Annotated in this window: 13 protein-coding genes and 3 rRNA genes; 2 read left to right on the top strand and 14 right to left on the bottom strand. The window is 47.2% G+C overall.

What is annotated here, in order from left to right; genetic code table 11:
• The first annotated feature begins 313 nt into the window (after positions 1-313).
• The gene (locus tag P6M73_RS12355) at positions 314-703 is read left to right on the top strand and encodes a hypothetical protein (RefSeq protein ID WP_277853353.1); all 390 of its coding nucleotides are present in this window, start codon (positions 314-316) and stop codon (positions 701-703) included.
• 1130 nt (positions 704-1833) lie between these two features.
• Here P6M73_RS12355 and P6M73_RS17030 read toward each other — a convergent pair.
• From P6M73_RS17030 to P6M73_RS12425, 14 genes are all read right to left on the bottom strand, one after another.
• Complete coding sequence (locus P6M73_RS17030) at positions 1834-2193, bottom strand: transposase (RefSeq protein ID WP_489666451.1); 360 nt, start codon at positions 2191-2193, stop codon at positions 1834-1836.
• Between the two features lie 161 nt (positions 2194-2354).
• Positions 2355-3140 (bottom strand): IS21-like element helper ATPase IstB, encoded by a 786-nt coding sequence (istB, locus tag P6M73_RS12365; RefSeq protein WP_277853354.1) that lies wholly within the window; start codon positions 3138-3140, stop codon positions 2355-2357.
• A complete protein-coding gene (locus P6M73_RS12370) occupies positions 3140-3904 on the bottom strand; it encodes a Mu transposase domain-containing protein (protein ID WP_277853355.1) in 765 nt (254 codons plus the stop codon). Before P6M73_RS12370 ends, istB begins: the two co-directional genes overlap by 1 nt.
• A gap of 155 nt (positions 3905-4059) precedes the next feature.
• Positions 4060-5124, bottom strand: a complete 1065-nt coding sequence (locus P6M73_RS12375; protein WP_277853356.1) for a tyrosine-type recombinase/integrase — start codon at positions 5122-5124, stop codon at positions 4060-4062.
• Positions 5114-5605, bottom strand: coding sequence for a site-specific integrase (locus tag P6M73_RS17035; RefSeq protein WP_489666504.1), 492 nt, complete (start codon positions 5603-5605; stop codon positions 5114-5116). Before P6M73_RS17035 ends, P6M73_RS12375 begins: the two co-directional genes overlap by 11 nt.
• Positions 5606-5917: 312 nt before the next feature.
• Positions 5918-6724: an ExeA family protein gene (locus P6M73_RS12385; RefSeq protein WP_277853358.1), complete on the bottom strand. Its 807-nt coding sequence runs from the start codon at positions 6722-6724 to the stop codon at positions 5918-5920.
• The gene (locus P6M73_RS12390) at positions 6721-7968 is read right to left on the bottom strand and encodes a DDE-type integrase/transposase/recombinase (protein WP_277853359.1); all 1248 of its coding nucleotides are present in this window, start codon (positions 7966-7968) and stop codon (positions 6721-6723) included. The genes P6M73_RS12385 and P6M73_RS12390 overlap by 4 nt, the downstream gene beginning before the upstream one ends.
• Positions 7969-8050: 82 nt before the next feature.
• Entirely contained in the window at positions 8051-8578 is a 528-nt protein-coding gene (locus tag P6M73_RS12395) for a DUF6431 domain-containing protein (RefSeq protein WP_277853360.1), read from the bottom strand.
• A gap of 218 nt (positions 8579-8796) precedes the next feature.
• Positions 8797-9279: a hypothetical protein gene (locus P6M73_RS12400; RefSeq protein WP_277853361.1), complete on the bottom strand. Its 483-nt coding sequence runs from the start codon at positions 9277-9279 to the stop codon at positions 8797-8799.
• A complete protein-coding gene (locus tag P6M73_RS12405) occupies positions 9272-10858 on the bottom strand; it encodes a tyrosine-type recombinase/integrase (protein ID WP_277853362.1) in 1587 nt (528 codons plus the stop codon). The genes P6M73_RS12400 and P6M73_RS12405 overlap by 8 nt, the downstream gene beginning before the upstream one ends.
• Before the next feature lie 121 nt (positions 10859-10979).
• The gene (locus P6M73_RS12410; protein WP_277853363.1) at positions 10980-11768 is read right to left on the bottom strand and encodes a DDE-type integrase/transposase/recombinase; all 789 of its coding nucleotides are present in this window, start codon (positions 11766-11768) and stop codon (positions 10980-10982) included.
• Between the two features lie 357 nt (positions 11769-12125).
• Positions 12126-12243 (bottom strand): 5S ribosomal RNA (gene rrf / locus P6M73_RS12415).
• Between the two features lie 74 nt (positions 12244-12317).
• Positions 12318-15200 (bottom strand): 23S ribosomal RNA (locus P6M73_RS12420).
• 341 nt (positions 15201-15541) lie between these two features.
• Positions 15542-17045, bottom strand: a 16S ribosomal RNA gene (locus tag P6M73_RS12425).
• The 16S, 23S and 5S rRNA genes sit together here, the layout of an rRNA operon.
• Before the next feature lie 434 nt (positions 17046-17479).
• Here P6M73_RS12425 and P6M73_RS12430 point away from each other — a divergent pair.
• Entirely contained in the window at positions 17480-18106 is a 627-nt protein-coding gene (locus tag P6M73_RS12430; RefSeq protein ID WP_277853364.1) for a phosphatase PAP2 family protein, read from the top strand.
• Positions 18107-18279 lie beyond the last annotated feature (173 nt).

Genomic DNA, 18279 nt, shown 5'->3' on the forward strand with positions numbered 1-18279 from the left:
AGGACGCGTACAATTATTTTGCTAGTCAATATGAAATATCATCGTTATGTTACCCGGCTCAGGGATCACAGAGTTAGAATAGTAGTAAGCAACTTCGATCATTCTACGCTTCAATCAATGATCCAAAACCCTGACAATTATTAATTATCTATCCGAAAGCGAGGTGAACTTTGTGATCAGATCCTCTGCCGTCATTCGCCGCACTATGCTTGTATTAAGTTCTGTTTTCTTGCTATGTTTGAGCGGTTGTTCCCCATCAGTTCCTCAAGGGTTCTCAATCAACCTGACAAAAAATAAAATTCCGCCGGATCAGATGGAAGCTTTAAGCTATGTCGAGCCGGATGATCCTCCGCTAATATCTCAGAATGACATCACCGCCTATGACGCTCAGACTCATGCAATTGAACTGACCGCTTCCGCATTCTCCCGCGTGAATCAAATGGTCAATCCCGTCAATGGAACTTCCTTTCTGGTCTGTGTCGATGCTTCACCCGTCTATTGGGGTGCACTGTGGTCACCATACTCATCCCTGTCCTTCAGCGGCGTAGTGATTCAGATCCCACCCGTCGCCGAGAAACCAAACACGATCAGACTCGAACTGGGTTATCCCAGTCCATCCGTTTATCAGGGGCAGGATCCCAGGGACAACGGAACGGTCCTTGAGGCCTTGGACAAAGACGGCAAATTGATCAATAAGCCTTGACCAACCTGTGATTGCTTATATGACAAAGGCAGTATGCTGAGATGACCAGTAATCGAATCAACCGCAAACTGCCTCACTATTCCAGATTACATTCCAGGATTCTTTCCACCATACGTTCTCTCTCATAGTGTCAACAATCCCGGCTCTCCCGTTCTCGTCCTGTTTCTGCCCCAATGCGAACAGTCACCGGATATCGTTTGTTGGAGTGCTCAAGCTTGTGTCAGCGTAAAGACAGTTGCGACTGCAAACATGTGGTACCGGTGAGCTCTCCAAGTATCATTGGTACAGCCTGCTTTGGTGGTTCCGGCTGCATCAACAAGCTCTGTCACATCCCCTGGAGGTTTCGTGAGGAACTCACTCCTAGTATAATCATGGAGAAAGACGCAATATTGCCATTACAAGATGTAATGGATGGACAATCCAATGTTGAATAAATGATAAATTCTGACCAGTTCTGCCCGGTGATCGGACGGATAACATGCCAGGGTCAGTTTTTTCATCGAAAACGTCGCTGGGTTTCATTCCAAACGAACTCAGTACATCTATTTTATGTCTCAACGCTCATAAAAATCGTGTCGATGTGATTCGAATGCCTCTGGAACCGGATTCTGGCGATCAGCTGCCAACAGCATCATCTGTCAACGTCTGAAATCAGTCAACGTCTCACGTTTCGACAACCAGGGGATCAAACCTGGTTTTTGAGATCCTGGTCTATAGCAATAGAAAGATTCAGATTTTCAGAATGCCTGCAGTGTTTTCCATAACCCATTATATTCTGAAAGAAAAGCAAAAGTAGATGAAAAAGTTTAAACGAACAAAGCGGCTAACGCCGCCTGTCGTACCTCGAGTGTTTATTCAGGCTCTGGTGTTAATCAGAGCCCCTCTTATATTGAAATACTTTCCCGAATTTGCTTGTATATTTCTCGGGGCGCATCAGCCCGCCACAGGACTCGCAGTCAAATTGCGGGGGTTCGTTAATATTGCTTTGGTCCATTTCGTCAAATGTTTTAACAACACTTAATGGAATTTCTTCCACTGCCCCACAACTAGTGCATATATACCGGACGATCGGTTGATTGCTCGCCTGCTTTCTGTGATTCGCACCTTGTGTTTTCTTCTTTCGTTTCTTGCTAACCGGCATTTCGTCCTTCCCACCTGTACCTTTCCTGATTTCTTCTTTTCTCAGGTACCACTATATCACTCTTTTTCATGAGTGCACCACATTCGCATTTCAATGGATTTTTATCATATTCGAGCATCATACGAAACTGCCATGTTTTCATTTTCTTTAATCTTGCGTATTTTTCTTTGGATATCAGTCTGCGTTCGATTCGTCTGGCTCTCAAGTTGTTTCTCGAGTAGATTCCATAGTTTCGAATCATCTTAAAGTGAGTATCCGGAATATGAATGATTAACCGTTGGATGAACTCCATGGCACTAATGGATTCCTGAACATTGTGGACAAGTGTATACAGTCCATCCGTTTTCAAAATTGCCGCAATTCAACATCCGTTCCACTTCTTTGTTGAATATTCCAGTCCATCAGTGCACTCTTTCCGGTATTTTAGAGCACCCAGTTCCGGAAATTAGAGCAGGTGTTTCCGGAACCGAGTGCACAGCTATAAAGTTAAAGTCAAATCATACTTTCGGTTTATTCGGTCAGTTTTGTATTTTTGGTTCGAGCAGATGCTTTTAGCCCATTCCGTTCTCTCATCGAGATTTTGCCTTCGATCAATACTTCGTAGGAATTATGGACGATACGGTCGATGATTGCCTCGGATACTGTAGCATCCTGCTCTGTGCCAATGCGACAATACCAGTCACCAGGCTCGAACTGAGTGCAGAAGATGACCGATCCTCGAACAGACCTTGCCTCGATGATTTCGAGCAGTTCCCTTGCTTGTCCACTTTCCAGGGGTGTTAAGAGAAATTCATCCAGAATCAGGAGGTCGATCTTTTGGTATGAACGAATGACCTTCTCAAAGCTGCCCTCTCCACGGGCCAAGGCCAGTTCGTTGAGCAGATCCGGTAATCGCACGTAACGCACATGGATGAAGTTGCGACAAGCCGCGATACCAAGCGCACAGGCGATGTAGGTTTTCCCGTTGCCAGCTGCCCCTTTGAGTATAATATGGTGGCTCTGCGTGATATAGCGACAGGTGGAGAACTCCAGTAACTGTGCTTTGTCGAGTTTCCGGTCTGTATGGTACTGTATATCCTCCATGCAGGCGTTAGGATATCGGAAGTTTGCCGTACGGACGAGCTTTTGCAGTTTATTGCTCTTGCGTTGGCTCCACTCCTTGTCGACCAGCATACCCAAGCGATCCTCAAAGGACAGTGCGGTGAAGGTCGGATCCTGACTCTGTGCCTCAAATGCGTCCGCCATGACCGAGAGGCGCATCTCGTGGAGTTTATCTATGGTAGTCTGTCGCAGCATTATAGATCACCTCCCCGAAAATAGGAGGCGCCGCGGGTAATCCCTTGGGCGCTGCTTTGCCTTTGGCTGTCCACCGGTATCCGTACCTTGTCCTGACCGTTCTTCAGAATCGCCGTGATGTTCTTCAGACTTGGTTCAGGGGTATAGCCGAGTGCCCGTTCGCAGGCTTTCTCCAAGCGTTCCATCGAGTACCGGTCTGCAAGGCGCATCAGGGAGGTGCAGGGCTTATATCCCTGTTGTTCTACCTTGTGCAGTGTGAGAAAGCGCTTGACCACCCCCAACGTCGACGGACCCACGCCCATTGCCCATTCCAAGAAACTTTCAGCATTGTATTCCAGATATCTGCGATGTTTTTCCGGCATGTGCTCCGGTACATAGAATGGCTCTTGCGAGTATTGCCGGCGAGGATGAGATGCTATACGCAAGCTTTGGTAGAATACCTCGACGCTCTTTTCAGTACTACGAATTTCGACCTCTTTGCCGATGTATTCGTAAGGAACGGAATATTTGCATCCACCCACTGTTATGAGATAATCGGGTTGTATGGTGGCTTTTGACCAAATTGCCGTTTCATACATCGAAGCAGGCAGTGGCATCAGGAAGTCTTTTTCTTCCTCCAGAAAAGCGCTCAGCCTGCTTCCTTTCTTTTTCTGGAAGGGCTTTGCGTTGAACTCCGTGAGCTTTTCCTGTATGGCCGCGTTGAGTTCCTCGAAGGAGAAGAACCTGCGGTTTCGCAGGGCTGCCATAATCCATGTGCCAATCACATGAACTGCGCCTTCTGCATTCGGCTTATCTTTGTTATCGGAAATTACCGATAATCGTGATTATCAGCAAAAAAATGTTATCGGCAATCTCAACCTGAAACCTTGAGCTATAAAGGTTTCAGGTTGAGTTGCCATTAGAAATTTCCGATAATTATTTAGGCAAGTCCGCAGAAACTCAGCAGGTAGTCTTCCTTGCCTTTCCACTTTTTATCTGGACAGGCAACTATTTTACCTTCGCTATCTTTGTCAGGCAATACTTCCTGATCAACAGATCTGAGGGCTGCAGCCATTGCATCGTTATCAGCATGGGCATAGATAGCCGTGGAATCAATCGACGAATGTCCGAGGAAGTCTTTAATATATGAAATCGGTATGCCCGCTTTATTCATTGCCATTCCAATACTGTGTCGGAAAACATGGCAGTGAAGGCCTTCCGGGAAAGATGGATCAGTTTTATGTAATGCCTTCGCATAGGTTGAAAGGAATGAATTTACCGTTCTCGGTGCCATCTGGGTATGCTGACCATTGTGGATCGTAAAAAAAAGATAGTCCTGATTTTTCCCTTCTGGATGGAACTCAGCCAAGTAAGCCTCCAAATGGGGGATGACTTCTCCCGGAAGAGGATTATACCGGGTTTTGTTTCCCTTTCCATGGAGCCGGATCTGTACATTTGAGCCATTTCGGATGATATCACTTAGTTTCATTTCAACCAGTTCCTCAATCCTGCCTCCGGTTTCGTAGGCATGGATCATAAAATATTGGTTGCGCCTCCCGTTCCTGGTCGAAGTATCAGGGCAGGCGAAAATGGTTTCCAACTGTTCCGGCTTTAAGTATTCAAGTTTTGGGTCGGCCTTGCCCTTAAAGCGATGTATAGAATTAACCTTTAGGTAGAGCTCCGATAAAGAAACATCCTCTTCGCTACAATAACGCAGAAACGCCTTGATTGCTGAAAGCCTAAGATTAATGGTATTAATGGCTTTTGATTGGTCTTCCCTCAGCCATACGGAAAAATCATAGACCATATCCTTTGTGAAACAATGGAATCCGACTTTGTCAAAGGGTATTCCTTTCTGCTCGCGAAGATATTTACGGTACTGGTTCATCGAATCTGTATAGTTTTTTACTGTGGCGCCTGAAAATTTACGCTGGTTGACAAGGTATTTGTATAGAAAGTCCCTGAGAAGTTCATAAAAGTAGAGCTCTGATTTATTAATCCTCATGCGGCACCTCCGGTAGTATAGCAGTGTTTATAGGGCGCATGCGTGATTCGAGTTCAGGATAGAACTGTTCCGACAACGTGAGATAATAATCCGTGTCAGCAAAGTGTGAATGGCCAATATATTCACTCAGGTACGGGTACAGGGAATTTATGGGTTCATTATTTTCCACCCATTCGTTCAGACGGTAGACACAATAAGTGTGCCGGAAGTCATGCACCCTGGGTTTATTGCCTTTGGTAACGGTTGCTTCTGGAAGAGGATCCCAGAACTCATGGAACCAAATATCCAGTATGGATTTATTATAAAAACTACCTGCCTGGTTCGGGAAAAAGGCTTCCCTGCCTGGAAATGCAATACTGATAATACGTTCATATCGGCACAGGAGATCCAACATGTCCTCGCTGACATAGATGACTCGGGCTTCCCAGCCTTTGGATTTCCGGATGTAGATTTCCCCTGAAGGAAGGTCTATGTCATCTATGCGAAGGAGCCTGGCTTCAGAAGATCTGTGTTGTTCGCCAAATTATTTGATGGTTCATTCTTCAATTTAATTGATGCTGAATATCTTATCCTTCAGGGTAGTCGTCAAATTAGTTGATGCCGAATCGTCCAGATATTTGATGGACTTTTTTTATTGGCTGATTCCATCAGGGCGCATTCAGGGCCATGGACAATACACCGGCCCTGTCGGGAGTCCTCAAGGCACCGCTATGCGTTGCAGCCTTGACGGCTCCCGGGGCCGGTGTACGATGTCATTAGCCCGAATGCGCCCAGGCTTTGTATTCTGATCTGTTTATCCCAGTTCGGTTTCACTGATCGCCAGCATGACGATGTCGCTGTTGATCTCGTCAACACCCTGGCTATCACCGATGATCAGACAGGCATCACACAGCTTGTTGATGAGCCGGGGCACCCCACCTGCGGTGTTCACGATGGCCTCCAGAGCGGTGTCGGCAAAGATTCCCAGATTGGCTTTGCATTTGCTGAGCTTCTCCTTGATATAGATATTGGATTCTTCTTTGCTCATCCCTTCCATGTGGTAGTTCATGGTGATCCGCTGGCGAAGCGGCTCGTGGGCGACCAGTCGCAGGGTGTTATTCAGGGCGGGCAGTCCGCAAAGGAGGACAACGGCCCGATCTTTTGAGTCCATTTCAAAGTTGAAGATCATCTTCAGATCGTTCAAGATTTCTGTTTTGATGTAGTTGGCCTCATCCAGGACAATGACCGGAACGATGCGTTTTTCCACAGCATATCGGGTGATCTCCTCCTGGATGATCCGGAAATTATCAGCCTTGCGATATCGCGGCGTTAAGCCTAACTGCTCGGCAAGATGTCGGTAGAAGTCGTTGGTCGTGACGGTGGATAAGGTGATGTAGACTACCTTATACAGGGATGGGTTTAATGCGTTAGCCCAACTTCTGACGATCGTTGTCTTGCCCTTGCCGGCGGTTCCCGTGATCAGGCCAAACCCTCGCGTCGTGAGCAGCAGATCAAGGCGGTAGTTGACTTCCTTGTATTCGTTTGTCTCGATCACCGTCTCATGCCGGGCATTCTTGAGAAACGGATTGAATTCAAGTCCAAAGCGGCCAATATAATTCATGCGTGGGTACCTCCGGTCAGACTGACCTTGTGCCGTTTAATATGAGCGTTATCCTGTTTATTCAAGAGCCGGATCGGTTCGAGTTCGCCGGTGTGCCGGTTGACCAGAAAAACCTCTCTCATGTCCGGAGAATAACGCAGCACGATCCGCTGTTTGGAATAACGGTAGTCCACCTCGTACTCTTTATTGTCAATGGTGATCACATTGTCCGCCGATACGCGGCGCTCGATCTGGAGCAGGAAGCTCTGTTCCAACTGCTCTTCGGACAGGCGCTTGATGAGTGGACCATCCTCAAAGAAGCGATCCATGGGGCAGCGATTGTCCAGGGACGAGTGCAAAGACTGATTGTAGCGTTTGACATACTCCAGCAGGGACTGGCGCAGCTCGTCCAAAGAGGCGTAGTCGCTCATGTTCAGCCCTGACATCCATTGCTGTTTCATGGTCTTGAACCAGCGTTCTACTTTGGCCTTGCCTACGGGCGTGTAGGGAGGGTTATAGTTGAGTACAAAGCCGACCCGGCCTGCCAAAAGGTTCATCTGATGATTTCGGTAGGGGCTGCCATTATCCAGCGTCAGGATCTTTGGTTTGCCGTATCGGCTGATGGCTGACTTGAGAACCGACATGACGTTAATGTAGTTATCGTTGAAGAAGACATCGATGCCGGTGATCATCCTGGATGCATCATCGATCAGGGCGATGATCCAGACCCTGTGCTTCTTGCCATCCACATTCAGATGCACTCCGGTGCTGCTGTCGCCATACCACACTTCATTGGCGTGGGATCGTTCATAGCGTCTCATTTCAGAATGCGCTATGCGATCTGTCTCGAGCTTAAGTTGATTGATGTACCTTGTAACAGTGGAGAGGGATACCTCACCCCGTTTGGCGGTCCCATTCTCCAGCAGCTTCTGGTGGATGATGGTCGCCGGCAGTCGGGGATACTCCCCTTTGAGATACTTGATCTGCTCGGCCATGTCGGCATCAAGCTTTCTGGAGGTGCCGTTATCGTTGCGCTTTTTGGGCATCAGACCGTCAAAGCCATGTTTGCGATAACTGTAGTACCATCTCTCAAGCGTGACGGCAGAGATGGTGGTGTCGGCCCCTCTGGGGGTAGTGTAGATCTTATTTGCGGCGTCTCGAAAAAACGCCTGATTGCTGAGGGCATCCTCGGTGACCCCACTTAGGAGCGGAGCCAGGATCCCGTAGCGGAACAGGGCGGTTTTCTGTCGTTTGTCATCGTTCATTATGGTATCTCCCTATGATAATTTGTTGATCATAGCAAGTGTAATGGCGATGAGAGGACTCGTAAAAGCAAGTTGTGTGGGTTTAAGAAAACAGCAGATTGGGCGTGCATTTAATCTGCATAAGCTGTCGGCCGAAGGCGCGAAAGCAGGCTGGGACGATATTTTTATCCAGGGGAATCTTAAAAGCAGTCAATCGGGGCAGCCAATGCCGCTTAAACTGGCGGATGATGTGGCCAATGGCTGATTCGTCAATGGCGGGCTGCTCCGCCATGATGGGCTCCATGCTCTCGCCTGCCAGATGGGATAGAAGGATCTGGATCTGGTCTTTGAGCAGGATCGAGGAATAGGGAACCAGCCAATCAGGAGTCAGAGCGTGGGTCCTGCCACAGGATTTACAGATGACCCGGTTGATTCTCAGGCGCTCAGAGGCAAACTGAACCTTTATTTTCCGAGTGTAATAGCCGTGGCGGATCAGATCTCCGCATCGACCGCAGGTGCAGCGAAGCTGGTGGAAAGGAATCTGGTCGATGAGCTCGTCGTAAGCTGATTGGTAGTCTTCTTGTGGTTCTTGTTGAAACTGGTTGCTTTTTGGAAGGTAAATAGTTATCATGATATCGCACCCCGAATTGGTGTACTCTGAGAAGTTAATTCTTTTCAGGGGGTAAAAGGCAGATGCGAGCTTTCCAAGGATCGTCTGCCTTTTCGTTTACAGTAAAATACTATATTACCATTAATATAAAACAAGCATCAAACTATTTGACTGGATTTCAGTCAAGCGGTGTGATGCTTGTTCTTTAATTAATCCGACTATAATCACTGATTTCAACATCAGATTTCTTGCGGTTCTATAGATCTGAGCCCACAAGTATATAGCAGTCGAAAAATAACTGGAATCACATAGCAGCGCCATTGTGAGAACGGAGATTTTTTACACTGATCAATCGACCCAAAGAACGCTTTTATTTCTGCCTTCGTGAAAATATGGGCATCATACCGTATCTGCTTGTGTGGAATCCCACAGGGAATGATATATGCACCCTTTCCAGTTCCCACAAGATACTTGGCAAACTGGCGTACCGGGGTTACTCTTCTTAATAATGTATTCTGATGTAGCCTCGAACATGCTTCAATCCATGCATCACAAATTTCCTTTGACAAGGCTTCACTGTTAGGAAATTTTTCGGCAATCATAACATCAAGATAACCTAATACTTTAGCTGATGTAATGTATGGATACCCTGCAGCTCGTTTCTGGGTAATAAAAGATTCAAAGTCAGTACTGAGTTTGCTGCAAAAAACTGGATCAGCCACGGTTTTCACCTTCTTCCCAGTATTTCTGCCCAACCAGCGAAAAATCAAGCGGGCATTCCCGTAGCATCTGTTCATCCATTGAAAAATACGGCTTGTCTGATTCTTTGGAAACATGGCCAAGTGTATCTGTTATCACATGATGGGGAACCTTTTTTTGAAGGAGCTTATGTGTTAACGTGTACCTGCATACATGTACGCCTCTACTATCGCGATTAACTGTATGGATATCGGCTTTTGCAAACAATCCGGAACAAACCCTGTACATTGACGCAAGCTTTTTATAAGGAGCCTGCTTCCGTACGAAGACATAAGGATATTTAGCTGCAGTAACTGGCCGCTCGTTCATGATATAATCCATGATTGCGTTGCCAACATCCTCAAGCAATGGGAGAAACAATGTCACACCGGTTTTCTCCTGCTCAACTATGATCTGATCGTTTATCCAGTCAATCTGTTGAAAGCGAAGGTTACAGATATCGATATCTCGTAAACCGAGACGAATTGCCAGACGCATCATAGCCTTAGTGCGCAGAGGTGCTTCCTCCATTGCATTAAAAAGTTTTTTTTCGTCAGATGCGGTGATATATGGCCTTAAATGAATGCTTTGATAAGCAGGCGTCAGGACCATTCCTGAATAATCCCTCGGGACAAACCCGGCAACATACAAATACGTCAAAATTTGTCGGATGATTGGAAAAACCGTACCACGGCTGTTTACGCTGAGTTTCTTCGAAATGAAGACCAGCATGGATTGAATCTGCGAAGGCTTCAGTTTTGAAAGTTCATTCGCATTATTAACGATGACCCCTTCTATCAGGCATCGGAAAGAATAATCGTAAAGAGCAATCGTATTGTTTTCAATGTTCTGAGTACGAAGAAAGGAATTGTACTGCTGACGAAGTTCTTCCAATGAATCTTCAAAACAGCATACCTTTCGCACCGGAAACAGTTTCCACTCAAAGCAGCCAGTATCTGCTACCTCTAACAATACACAGACTGAACGGTGGCGAATCTTTCGTTTCCATTCATGAAGCAGACCTTCTTTCTTCTTCAGATTTGAATCATCGACAAAGGCGCTGCAAGCTTCTCTGGTGAATGTAGTATTTCCGCGTAAATACAGAAATGAATATAGTTCTTTCCAAGCCTGCATGTACTGCCATCTCGTTGAGGAAGAAAGCTGAAGATAACTCATCTCGTTTTCAGCCCTGCGAATAAGGAGTCCCGCGTCTATCTGTCCATCCGCAACCGGAAATGAGATTTTCTCAAAGACAGCTGCTGATTCATCTGGAGAAGTAATTTCAGGCTCATTATAAAGTTTCCCTTCAGGGGTCAACGCTTTAGTTTTCGCCTCTTGATCTACCAGCCTTACAGCATGGAAAAGCTGAAATCGAAGATCAGGTGTGTTTGCCCTTGAAATGAAAGAATCGTAAAGTTCCTGACAAGGCTCTGAAAAACCTAGCCTATCACCATGGTCAACAAGATCCTTCAAGTAATTTTTCCGAACATCATATGTCGAGGGGGCAAGCTTCAACTTTTGCTGTTCAAGGACAACGTTAACCACTTCTTTTAATTTATTCATCTCAGATGCTCCTTTCGCCACGGAAATATTTTCGTGGTTAGATTAAGGATATCAATTGAGAGAATCAAGAAAAACGTTATCAGCAATAATGCTCCTAGGGATGGCCAACTGGTGAGGTTTTCTAAAGATATTTCGCAGAATTGCCGATAACATTTTTTCGCCGATAATCTTTGGGTGAGACCGGGCGTGCTGGGATGACAGCACTGCCATAATACTCAGCCATCTCATGGTAAGCTCGGTTGAGCACGAGCTCAGTCCGAGTATTCTTAATAACCCCAGTCTTTAAGTTGTCCGGTACAAGGATCCGGGTTGATCCACCAAAAAAGTTATAAGCATGAATATGAGCCTGGATCCAATGATAAGACTTCATGTCAGGGAAAGCTTCCGTGTAGCTGTACAGGCTACATGGAAGGCAGGCTACGAACACATAGGCTTTCATCGGTTCTCCCGTCTGAGAATCGTATACCGTAAGCGTATCTCCAGCCCAGTCGACTTCCATGAGTTCGCCTGGTTTACGGTGGATTCTCAAGGTTGCCTTTTTCGTAGCGGCATAAGAGTGATAATGTTCGTTAAACTGAGAGTGCTGGTAGGGTATGGCATGTTCTTCGGCACACTGAGCGCAATACTCCGCCCAAAGCAATGAAAGAGTAACGCCAGGGCGGGCCAGTTCCTTGTGGATGTACTCAAAGTCTGGCAGTTTCTTTCCTTTTTCACCCCCTTGGTAAGGGTAAAAGACCTTATGCAGGTCCAGGTTGGTCATCGTTTCGTCCAATGGCCAGATCAGATTCTTCTCCTTAGCCAGGTTCCATACTTCAGCAACTGTGTTTCTGGAACTGCCGCAACTGCTGGCGACCCTTGCATTGCTGTAGTCGAGGGTCTTGAGTCGAATGATTTCGCGATAATTCACCATAATTATCGTCCTCCATAATGATATTCACACCATAGGTGTTAGTTACCAATTATAGAGAACTGCACTGATTCCGGAAACACCTGCTCAATTTTCCGGAATGAGATGCTCTGATTTACCGGAAAGGGTGCACTTTCTCACTGGAATATTCATTTGTGGACTGATATGCGAATCATTTCGGGGTGCTCAGCAACGAACTGATCCCAGTGTTCCTCGAAAATCTGCTTAATCTTACCCATATAATTACCTGCTAAGTAATTCATAAAACCATTATAATAAGCGGGTTAAGCTTGTTCCACAAAAGTATAATTTTCTACAACATAAAAAAAGCACTCTGATAACTCAGAGTGCTTTTTTCAAAACCGGCGTCAACCTACTTTTCCACACAGCTTCCCGTGCAGTATCATCAGCACCGTAAGGCTTAACCATCGTGTTCGGGATGGGAACGGGTGTAGCCCTTACAGTCATAAACACCGGATTGGTTTGAGGTTTTATTGTTCCCTCAAGACTGCATATAGTTCTTCAAACGTAATTCATCATTTTAACTCTTTTAAGATCAAGCCCTCGATCGATTAGTATGAGTCAGCTGCATGCATTGCTGCACTTACACCCCTCACCTATCTACCTTGTGTTCTTCAAGGGATCTTACTGGATTACTCCATGGGAAATCTTGTCTCAGGGTGGGCTTCACGCTTAGATGCTTTCAGCGTTTATCCCGTCCCAATATAGCTACCCAGCCATGCCGCTGGCGCGACAACTGGTACACCAGTGATTGGTCCAACCCGGTCCTCTCGTACTAAGGTCAGCTCCCTTCAAATTTCCTACGCCCGCGACGGATAGGGACCGAACTGTCTCACGACGTTCTGAACCCAGCTCGCGTGCCACTTTAATGGGCGAACAGCCCAACCCTTGGGACCTACTTCAGCCCCAGGATGTGACGAGCCGACATCGAGGTGCCAAACCTCCCCGTCGATGTGAACTCTTGGGGGAGATCAGCCTGTTATCCCCGAGGTAGCTTTTATCCGTTGAGCGATGGCCCTCCCACGAGGTACCACCGGATCACTAAGCCCGACTTTCGTCCCTGCTCCACTTGTAGGTGTCGCAGTCAGGCTCCCTTCTGCCTTTACACTCTATGGACGATTTCCGACCGTCCTGAGGGAACCTTTGGGCGCCTCCGTTACTTTTTAGGAGGCGACCGCCCCAGTCAAACTGCCCACCTAGCAATGTCCCGTGACCCGTTTCCTGGTCTCCGGTTAGAATCCCAATATCTACAGGGTGGTATCCCAACGGTGACTCCCCATGACCTGACGACCATGGTTCTTCGTCTCCCACCTATCCTGTACAGTAAATATCGAAACTCAATGCTAAGCTACAGTAAAGCTCTACGGGGTCTTTCCGTCCAATCGCGGGTAGCCAGCATCTTCACTGGCACTACAATTTCGCCGGATTTGTTGTTGAGACAGTGCCCAAGTCATTACGCCATTCGTGCGGGTCAGAACTTACCTGACAAGGAATTTCGCTACCTTAGGACCGTTATAGTTACGGCCGCCGTTTACTGGGGCTTAAGTTCATACCTTCGCTTGCGCTAAGCATTCCCCTTAACCTTCCAGCACCGGGCAGGCGTCAGCCCCTATACTTCAGCTTGCGCTTTTGCAGAGACCTGTGTTTTTGTTAAACAGTTGCTTGGGCCATTTCACTGCGGCCATGTCGCCATGGCACCCCTTCTCGCGAACTTACGGGGTTAATTTGCCGAGTTCCTTAACAACAATTCTTCCGATGGTCTTAGGATTCTCTCCTCATCTACCTGTGTCGGTTTGCGGTACGGGCAGCATGTCGCTCCTTAGAGGCTTTTCTTGGCAGCGTGAACTCGGGTATTTTCGTATCTCAGAATATGCCAGAAGGGATTTGCCTCCTCTGACTCCCTCGAATACTTCGACAGGCTCTTCCAACCGCCTGTTACCCTATCCTCCTGCGTCACCCCATCGTGTTAACGCTTCATGCCGGTATCTGAATATCAACAGATTGTCCATCACCTACGCTTCTCAGCCTCGGCTTAGGCCCCGACTAACCCTGAGCGGACGAACCTTCCTCAGGAAACCTTAGATTTTCGACCTGCGGGATTCTCACCCGCATCTCGCTACTTATGCCAACATTCTCACTTCTTAACAGTCCACAGCTCCTTTCGGTACTGCTTCGCCCCGTTAAGAACGCTCCTCTACCGCGTATATTAAAATATACACCCGTAGCTTCGGTGATAGGTTTTAGCCCCGGACATCTTCGGCGCAGGATCTCTCGACTAGTGAGCTATTACGCACTCTTTTAATGAGTGGCTGCTTCTAAGCCAACATCCTAGTTGTCTTAGAAATCCCACATCCTTTTCCACTTAACCTATACTTGGGGACCTTAGCTGACGATCTGGGCTTTTTCCCTTTTGACAATGGCACTTATCTGTCACTGTCTGACTGCCGGATTAAAGTCTTTGGCATTCGGAGTTTGATAAGGTTCGGTAAGCGATATGCCCCCTAGCCCATTCAGTGCTCTACCTCCATGACTCATCATCCAACGCTAGCCCTAAAGCTATTTCGAGGAGAACCAGCTATCTCCGAGTTCGATTGGAATTTCTCCGCTATCCACAGCTCATCCCATGGTTTTTCAACACCAATGTGGTTCGGTCCTCCACGAGATTTTACTCTCGCTTCAACCTGTCCATGGATAGGTCACCCGGTTTCGGGTCTGCAACATGCAACTAGACGCCGTGTTAAGACTCGGTTTCCCTTCGGCTGCGCACCTGAAGTGCTTAACCTTGCTGCATATCACAACTCGTTGGCTCGTTCTACAAAAAGCACGTCATCACACGCTTATGGTGCTCTGACCGGTTGTAGGCACACGGTTTCAGATTCTATTTCACTCCCCTTCCGGGGTTCTTTTCACCTTTCCCTCACGGTACTGCTTCACTATCGGTCATCAGGTAGTATTTAGCCTTGGGAGGTGGTCCTCCCTGCTTCCCACCGGGTTTCACGTGTCCGGTGGTACTCTGGATCACTCTCGGTCCGTCTTCCCTTTTCGCCTACAGGTCTGTCACCTTCTATGGCGCTGTTTCCCAACAGCTTCGGCTAAGGGGCCTCTTCCCTTTCTTGAGTGTCCGCAACCCCAGAGAGCAAGCTCCCTGGTTTGGGCTCTTTCCTTTTCGCTCGCCGCTACTAAGAAAATCGATGTTTCTTTCTCTTCCTCCGGGTACTTAGATGTTTCAGTTCTCCGGGTGTGTCTTCCTATAGAGTATGGATTCCTCTATGGATGCCTTTCGGCGGGTTGCCCCATTCGGTGATCTCAGGATCACTGGCTATGTGCGCCTACCCTGAGCTTATCGCAGCTTATCGCGACCTTCTTCGACTCCTGATGCCAAGGCATTCACCATGCGCCCTTTATAGCTTGATCTTTTTTCAAGTTAATTTTTGGCTCAAGGTTGGAGCTTTCGCTCCCCTTGACGTTTTTGAATTGTTGTCAATAACTTTTCAGTTAATGACTAACTTCTCAACGAAATTGTTTTTCTACAATTTTGCTTTACGTTTTAAGAATATATGCAGTTTTCAAAGAACAATTGAGAAGAAAAAAACGCCCCACCTTCAAGAAGTCATTCTCATTAGCTGGTGTTGCAGCTGTTCTCTCAAGATTAAACAGAATACTTGGATGTACAAATCAGTAATCCTTTTATGGGAGATATCCGTGAATGGATATCCTTTTATCTCATCCATGTTGCCATGGCTGTGACTCCCTAGAAAGGAGGTGATCCAGCCGCAGGTTCTCCTACGGCTACCTTGTTACGACTTCACCCCAATCGCTGACCCTACCTTCGGCCGCTGGCTCTATAAATAGTTACCTCACGGACTTCGGGTATTGCCAACTCTCATGGTGTGACGGGCGGTGTGTACAAGGCCCGGGAACGTATTCACCGCGACATGCTGATTCGCGATTACTAGCAACTCCGACTTCATGCAGGCGAGTTGCAGCCTGCAATCTGAACTGGGGCAGGTTTTATGAGATTTGCTCCTCCTCGCGGGATCGCGTCTCTTTGTACCTGCCATTGTAGCACGTGTGTAGCCCTAGACGTAAGGGGCATGATGATTTGACATCATCCCCACCTTCCTCCCGGTTAACCCGGGCAGTCTTGCCAGAGTGCTCAACTGAATGGTAGCAACTGACAATAGGGGTTGCGCTCGTTGCGGGACTTAACCCAACATCTCACGACACGAGCTGACGACAACCATGCACCACCTGTCTTCCTGCCCCGAAGGGCTTCCCCGGTTAAGGGTAATTCAGGAGATGTCAAGTCTAGGTAAGGTTCTTCGCGTTGCCTCGAATTAAACCACATGCTCCGCTGCTTGTGCGGGCCCCCGTCAATTCCTTTGAGTTTTAATCTTGCGACCGTACTCCCCAGGCGGGGTACTTACTGTGTTTACGACGGCACAGGGGGAGTTGATACCCCCTACACCTAGTACCCATCGTTTACGGCGTGGACTACCAGGGTATCTAATCCTGTTTGCTCCCCACGCTTTCATGCCTCAGTGTCAGTTACAGTCCAGAAAGCCGCCTTCGCCACTGGTGTTCTTCCTAATATCTACGCATTTCACCGCTACACTAGGAATTCCGCTTTCCTCTCCTGCACTCAAGTAACCCAGTTTGGAATGCAGTTCCCGGGTTGAGCCCGGGGATTTCACATCCCACTTAAGTTTCCACCTACGCATCCTTTACGCCCAGTAAATCCGGACAACGCTCGCCACCTACGTATTACCGCGGCTGCTGGCACGTAGTTAGCCGTGGCTTGTTTTTTGGGTACCGTCATTATCGTCCCCAATCAAAGAACTTTACGACCCGAAGGCCTTCATCATTCACGCGGCGTTGCTGCATCAGGGTTTCCCCCATTGTGCAATATTCCCCACTGCTGCCTCCCGTAGGAGTCTGGACCGTGTCTCAGTTCCAATGTGGCCGATCACCCTCTCAGGTCGGCTACGCATCGTCGCCTTGGTGAGCCGTTACCTCTCCAACTAGCTAATGCGCCGCGGGCCCATCTCAAAGCGGATTTCTCCTTTGATACGCTCATAATGCTAAATGCGTATATTATGCGGTATTAATCTTCCTTTCGGAAGGCTATTCCCCTCTCTGAGGCAGGTTACCCACGTGTTACTCACCCGTCCGCCGCTAGGTGTATACACCTCGCTCGACTTGCATGTGTTAGGCACGCCGCCAGCGTTCGTCCTGAGCCAGGATCAAACTCTCATGTTAAAAAGTTTGAACTAGCTTTTAGTCGATTTTTTAGTCTTGTCTGACTACTCAAAATGAATTGCTGGTTTGTTTTACCTTGTATTCTGTTTAATTTTCAAAGAACAGTTTGTTTCAGTCGCTTAACGCAACTTTTTAAGTTTATCACTTCAAACTCGATTCGTCAACACATTTCTTTAAGTTATCTTTAAGTAACCTTTCGATTGTGTTCGCTCTCATTTGGAGTGCAAAATTTATTATATCACTTTGCTTCAGACGAACCTGTAACAATATACCGTTTTACCCCATTCAGACTCCGAAATCGTCTATTATCTAATGATTACTAATCAATTCATATCATGACACACACGGATCTGTTCATTTGACTTCTTGCTGAAATCCTCTCCATATCCCAGATTTGGCTGTACAATAAGAAGAGACTCAGGAGGTTAAGATACATGCAATTCTTCATTCAAACAATGATCGAACATTGGCCCCAGCTTCGCTGGCTGTCTATTGTCATTCTGCTTTCCATTTTGTATGCGCTATGCAATCGTCAGTGGTTCGGACGACCTCTGTTGCACCTGACCCTCCCAATTGATCAGAAAATCCCGCTGATCCCGTGGACCATTTATATCTATAATCTATGGTACCCCATCATGCTATTTACCTTTGCACTGCTCGCGATCTATGATAAAGCTGTTTTTTCACATCTGATTCCCGCCTATACCTTATCTACACTGGCGAGCTTCATGATCTTCATCTTTTTCCAGAACGAGGTTCCTCGGCTGACACAGGTATCCGGCAACAGCCTGGCCGAACGACTGCTACGGTTCACCCGAAAAATGGATAATCCTTACAATGGATTCCCCTCTATACATGTCCTCGCCTGCACCATGACCATTCTGGCAGTTCAATCATCCACCTTGCCCGATGCCTGTAAAGTGTTCATCTGGGTATCACAACTTATGATCATCGCTGCTACCCTGACCACCAAACAACATGTGGTACTGGATCTGGCCGGAGGCTCTTTCATGGCAATTCTCGGCTGGTGTCTCACTATTAATCTGAATGTTGCACTGTAAAAAACGCCGCTTCCCTGATTGATCGGGAAGCGGCGTTTTGTTGATCATGGAACGTCCTGATTTGTCAGACCATCGCATTGAAGAATTCATATTCCGCGATCTCACTGATTTGGATATTTTTCTTTCTAATACTTGTAACCTCTTAATTTGTAATAATAACCGGGTATAAATGC

The organism is Anaerococcoides asporogena (assembly GCF_029590275.1).
Taxonomy (GTDB): Bacteria; Bacillota; Clostridia; order Clostridiales; family Clostridiaceae; genus JG1575.

What these genes read in the sequence shown, in the direction of transcription:
- P6M73_RS12355 (WP_277853353.1), top strand. Translation starts at nt 314, where the DNA reads ATGGAAGCTTTAAGCTATGTCGAGCCGGATGATCCTCCGCTAATATCT.
- istB (WP_277853354.1), bottom strand. Translation starts at nt 3,140, where the DNA reads ATGCTGCGACAGACTACCATAGATAAACTCCACGAGATGCGCCTCTCG.
- P6M73_RS12375 (WP_277853356.1), bottom strand. Translation starts at nt 5,124, where the DNA reads ATGAGGATTAATAAATCAGAGCTCTACTTTTATGAACTTCTCAGGGAC.
- P6M73_RS12385 (WP_277853358.1), bottom strand. Translation starts at nt 6,724, where the DNA reads ATGAATTATATTGGCCGCTTTGGACTTGAATTCAATCCGTTTCTCAAG.
- P6M73_RS12390 (WP_277853359.1), bottom strand. Translation starts at nt 7,968, where the DNA reads ATGAACGATGACAAACGACAGAAAACCGCCCTGTTCCGCTACGGGATC.
- P6M73_RS12395 (WP_277853360.1), bottom strand. Translation starts at nt 8,578, where the DNA reads ATGATAACTATTTACCTTCCAAAAAGCAACCAGTTTCAACAAGAACCA.
- P6M73_RS12405 (WP_277853362.1), bottom strand. Translation starts at nt 10,858, where the DNA reads ATGAATAAATTAAAAGAAGTGGTTAACGTTGTCCTTGAACAGCAAAAG.
- P6M73_RS12410 (WP_277853363.1), bottom strand. Translation starts at nt 11,768, where the DNA reads ATGGTGAATTATCGCGAAATCATTCGACTCAAGACCCTCGACTACAGC.
- P6M73_RS12430 (WP_277853364.1), top strand. Translation starts at nt 17,480, where the DNA reads ATGCAATTCTTCATTCAAACAATGATCGAACATTGGCCCCAGCTTCGC.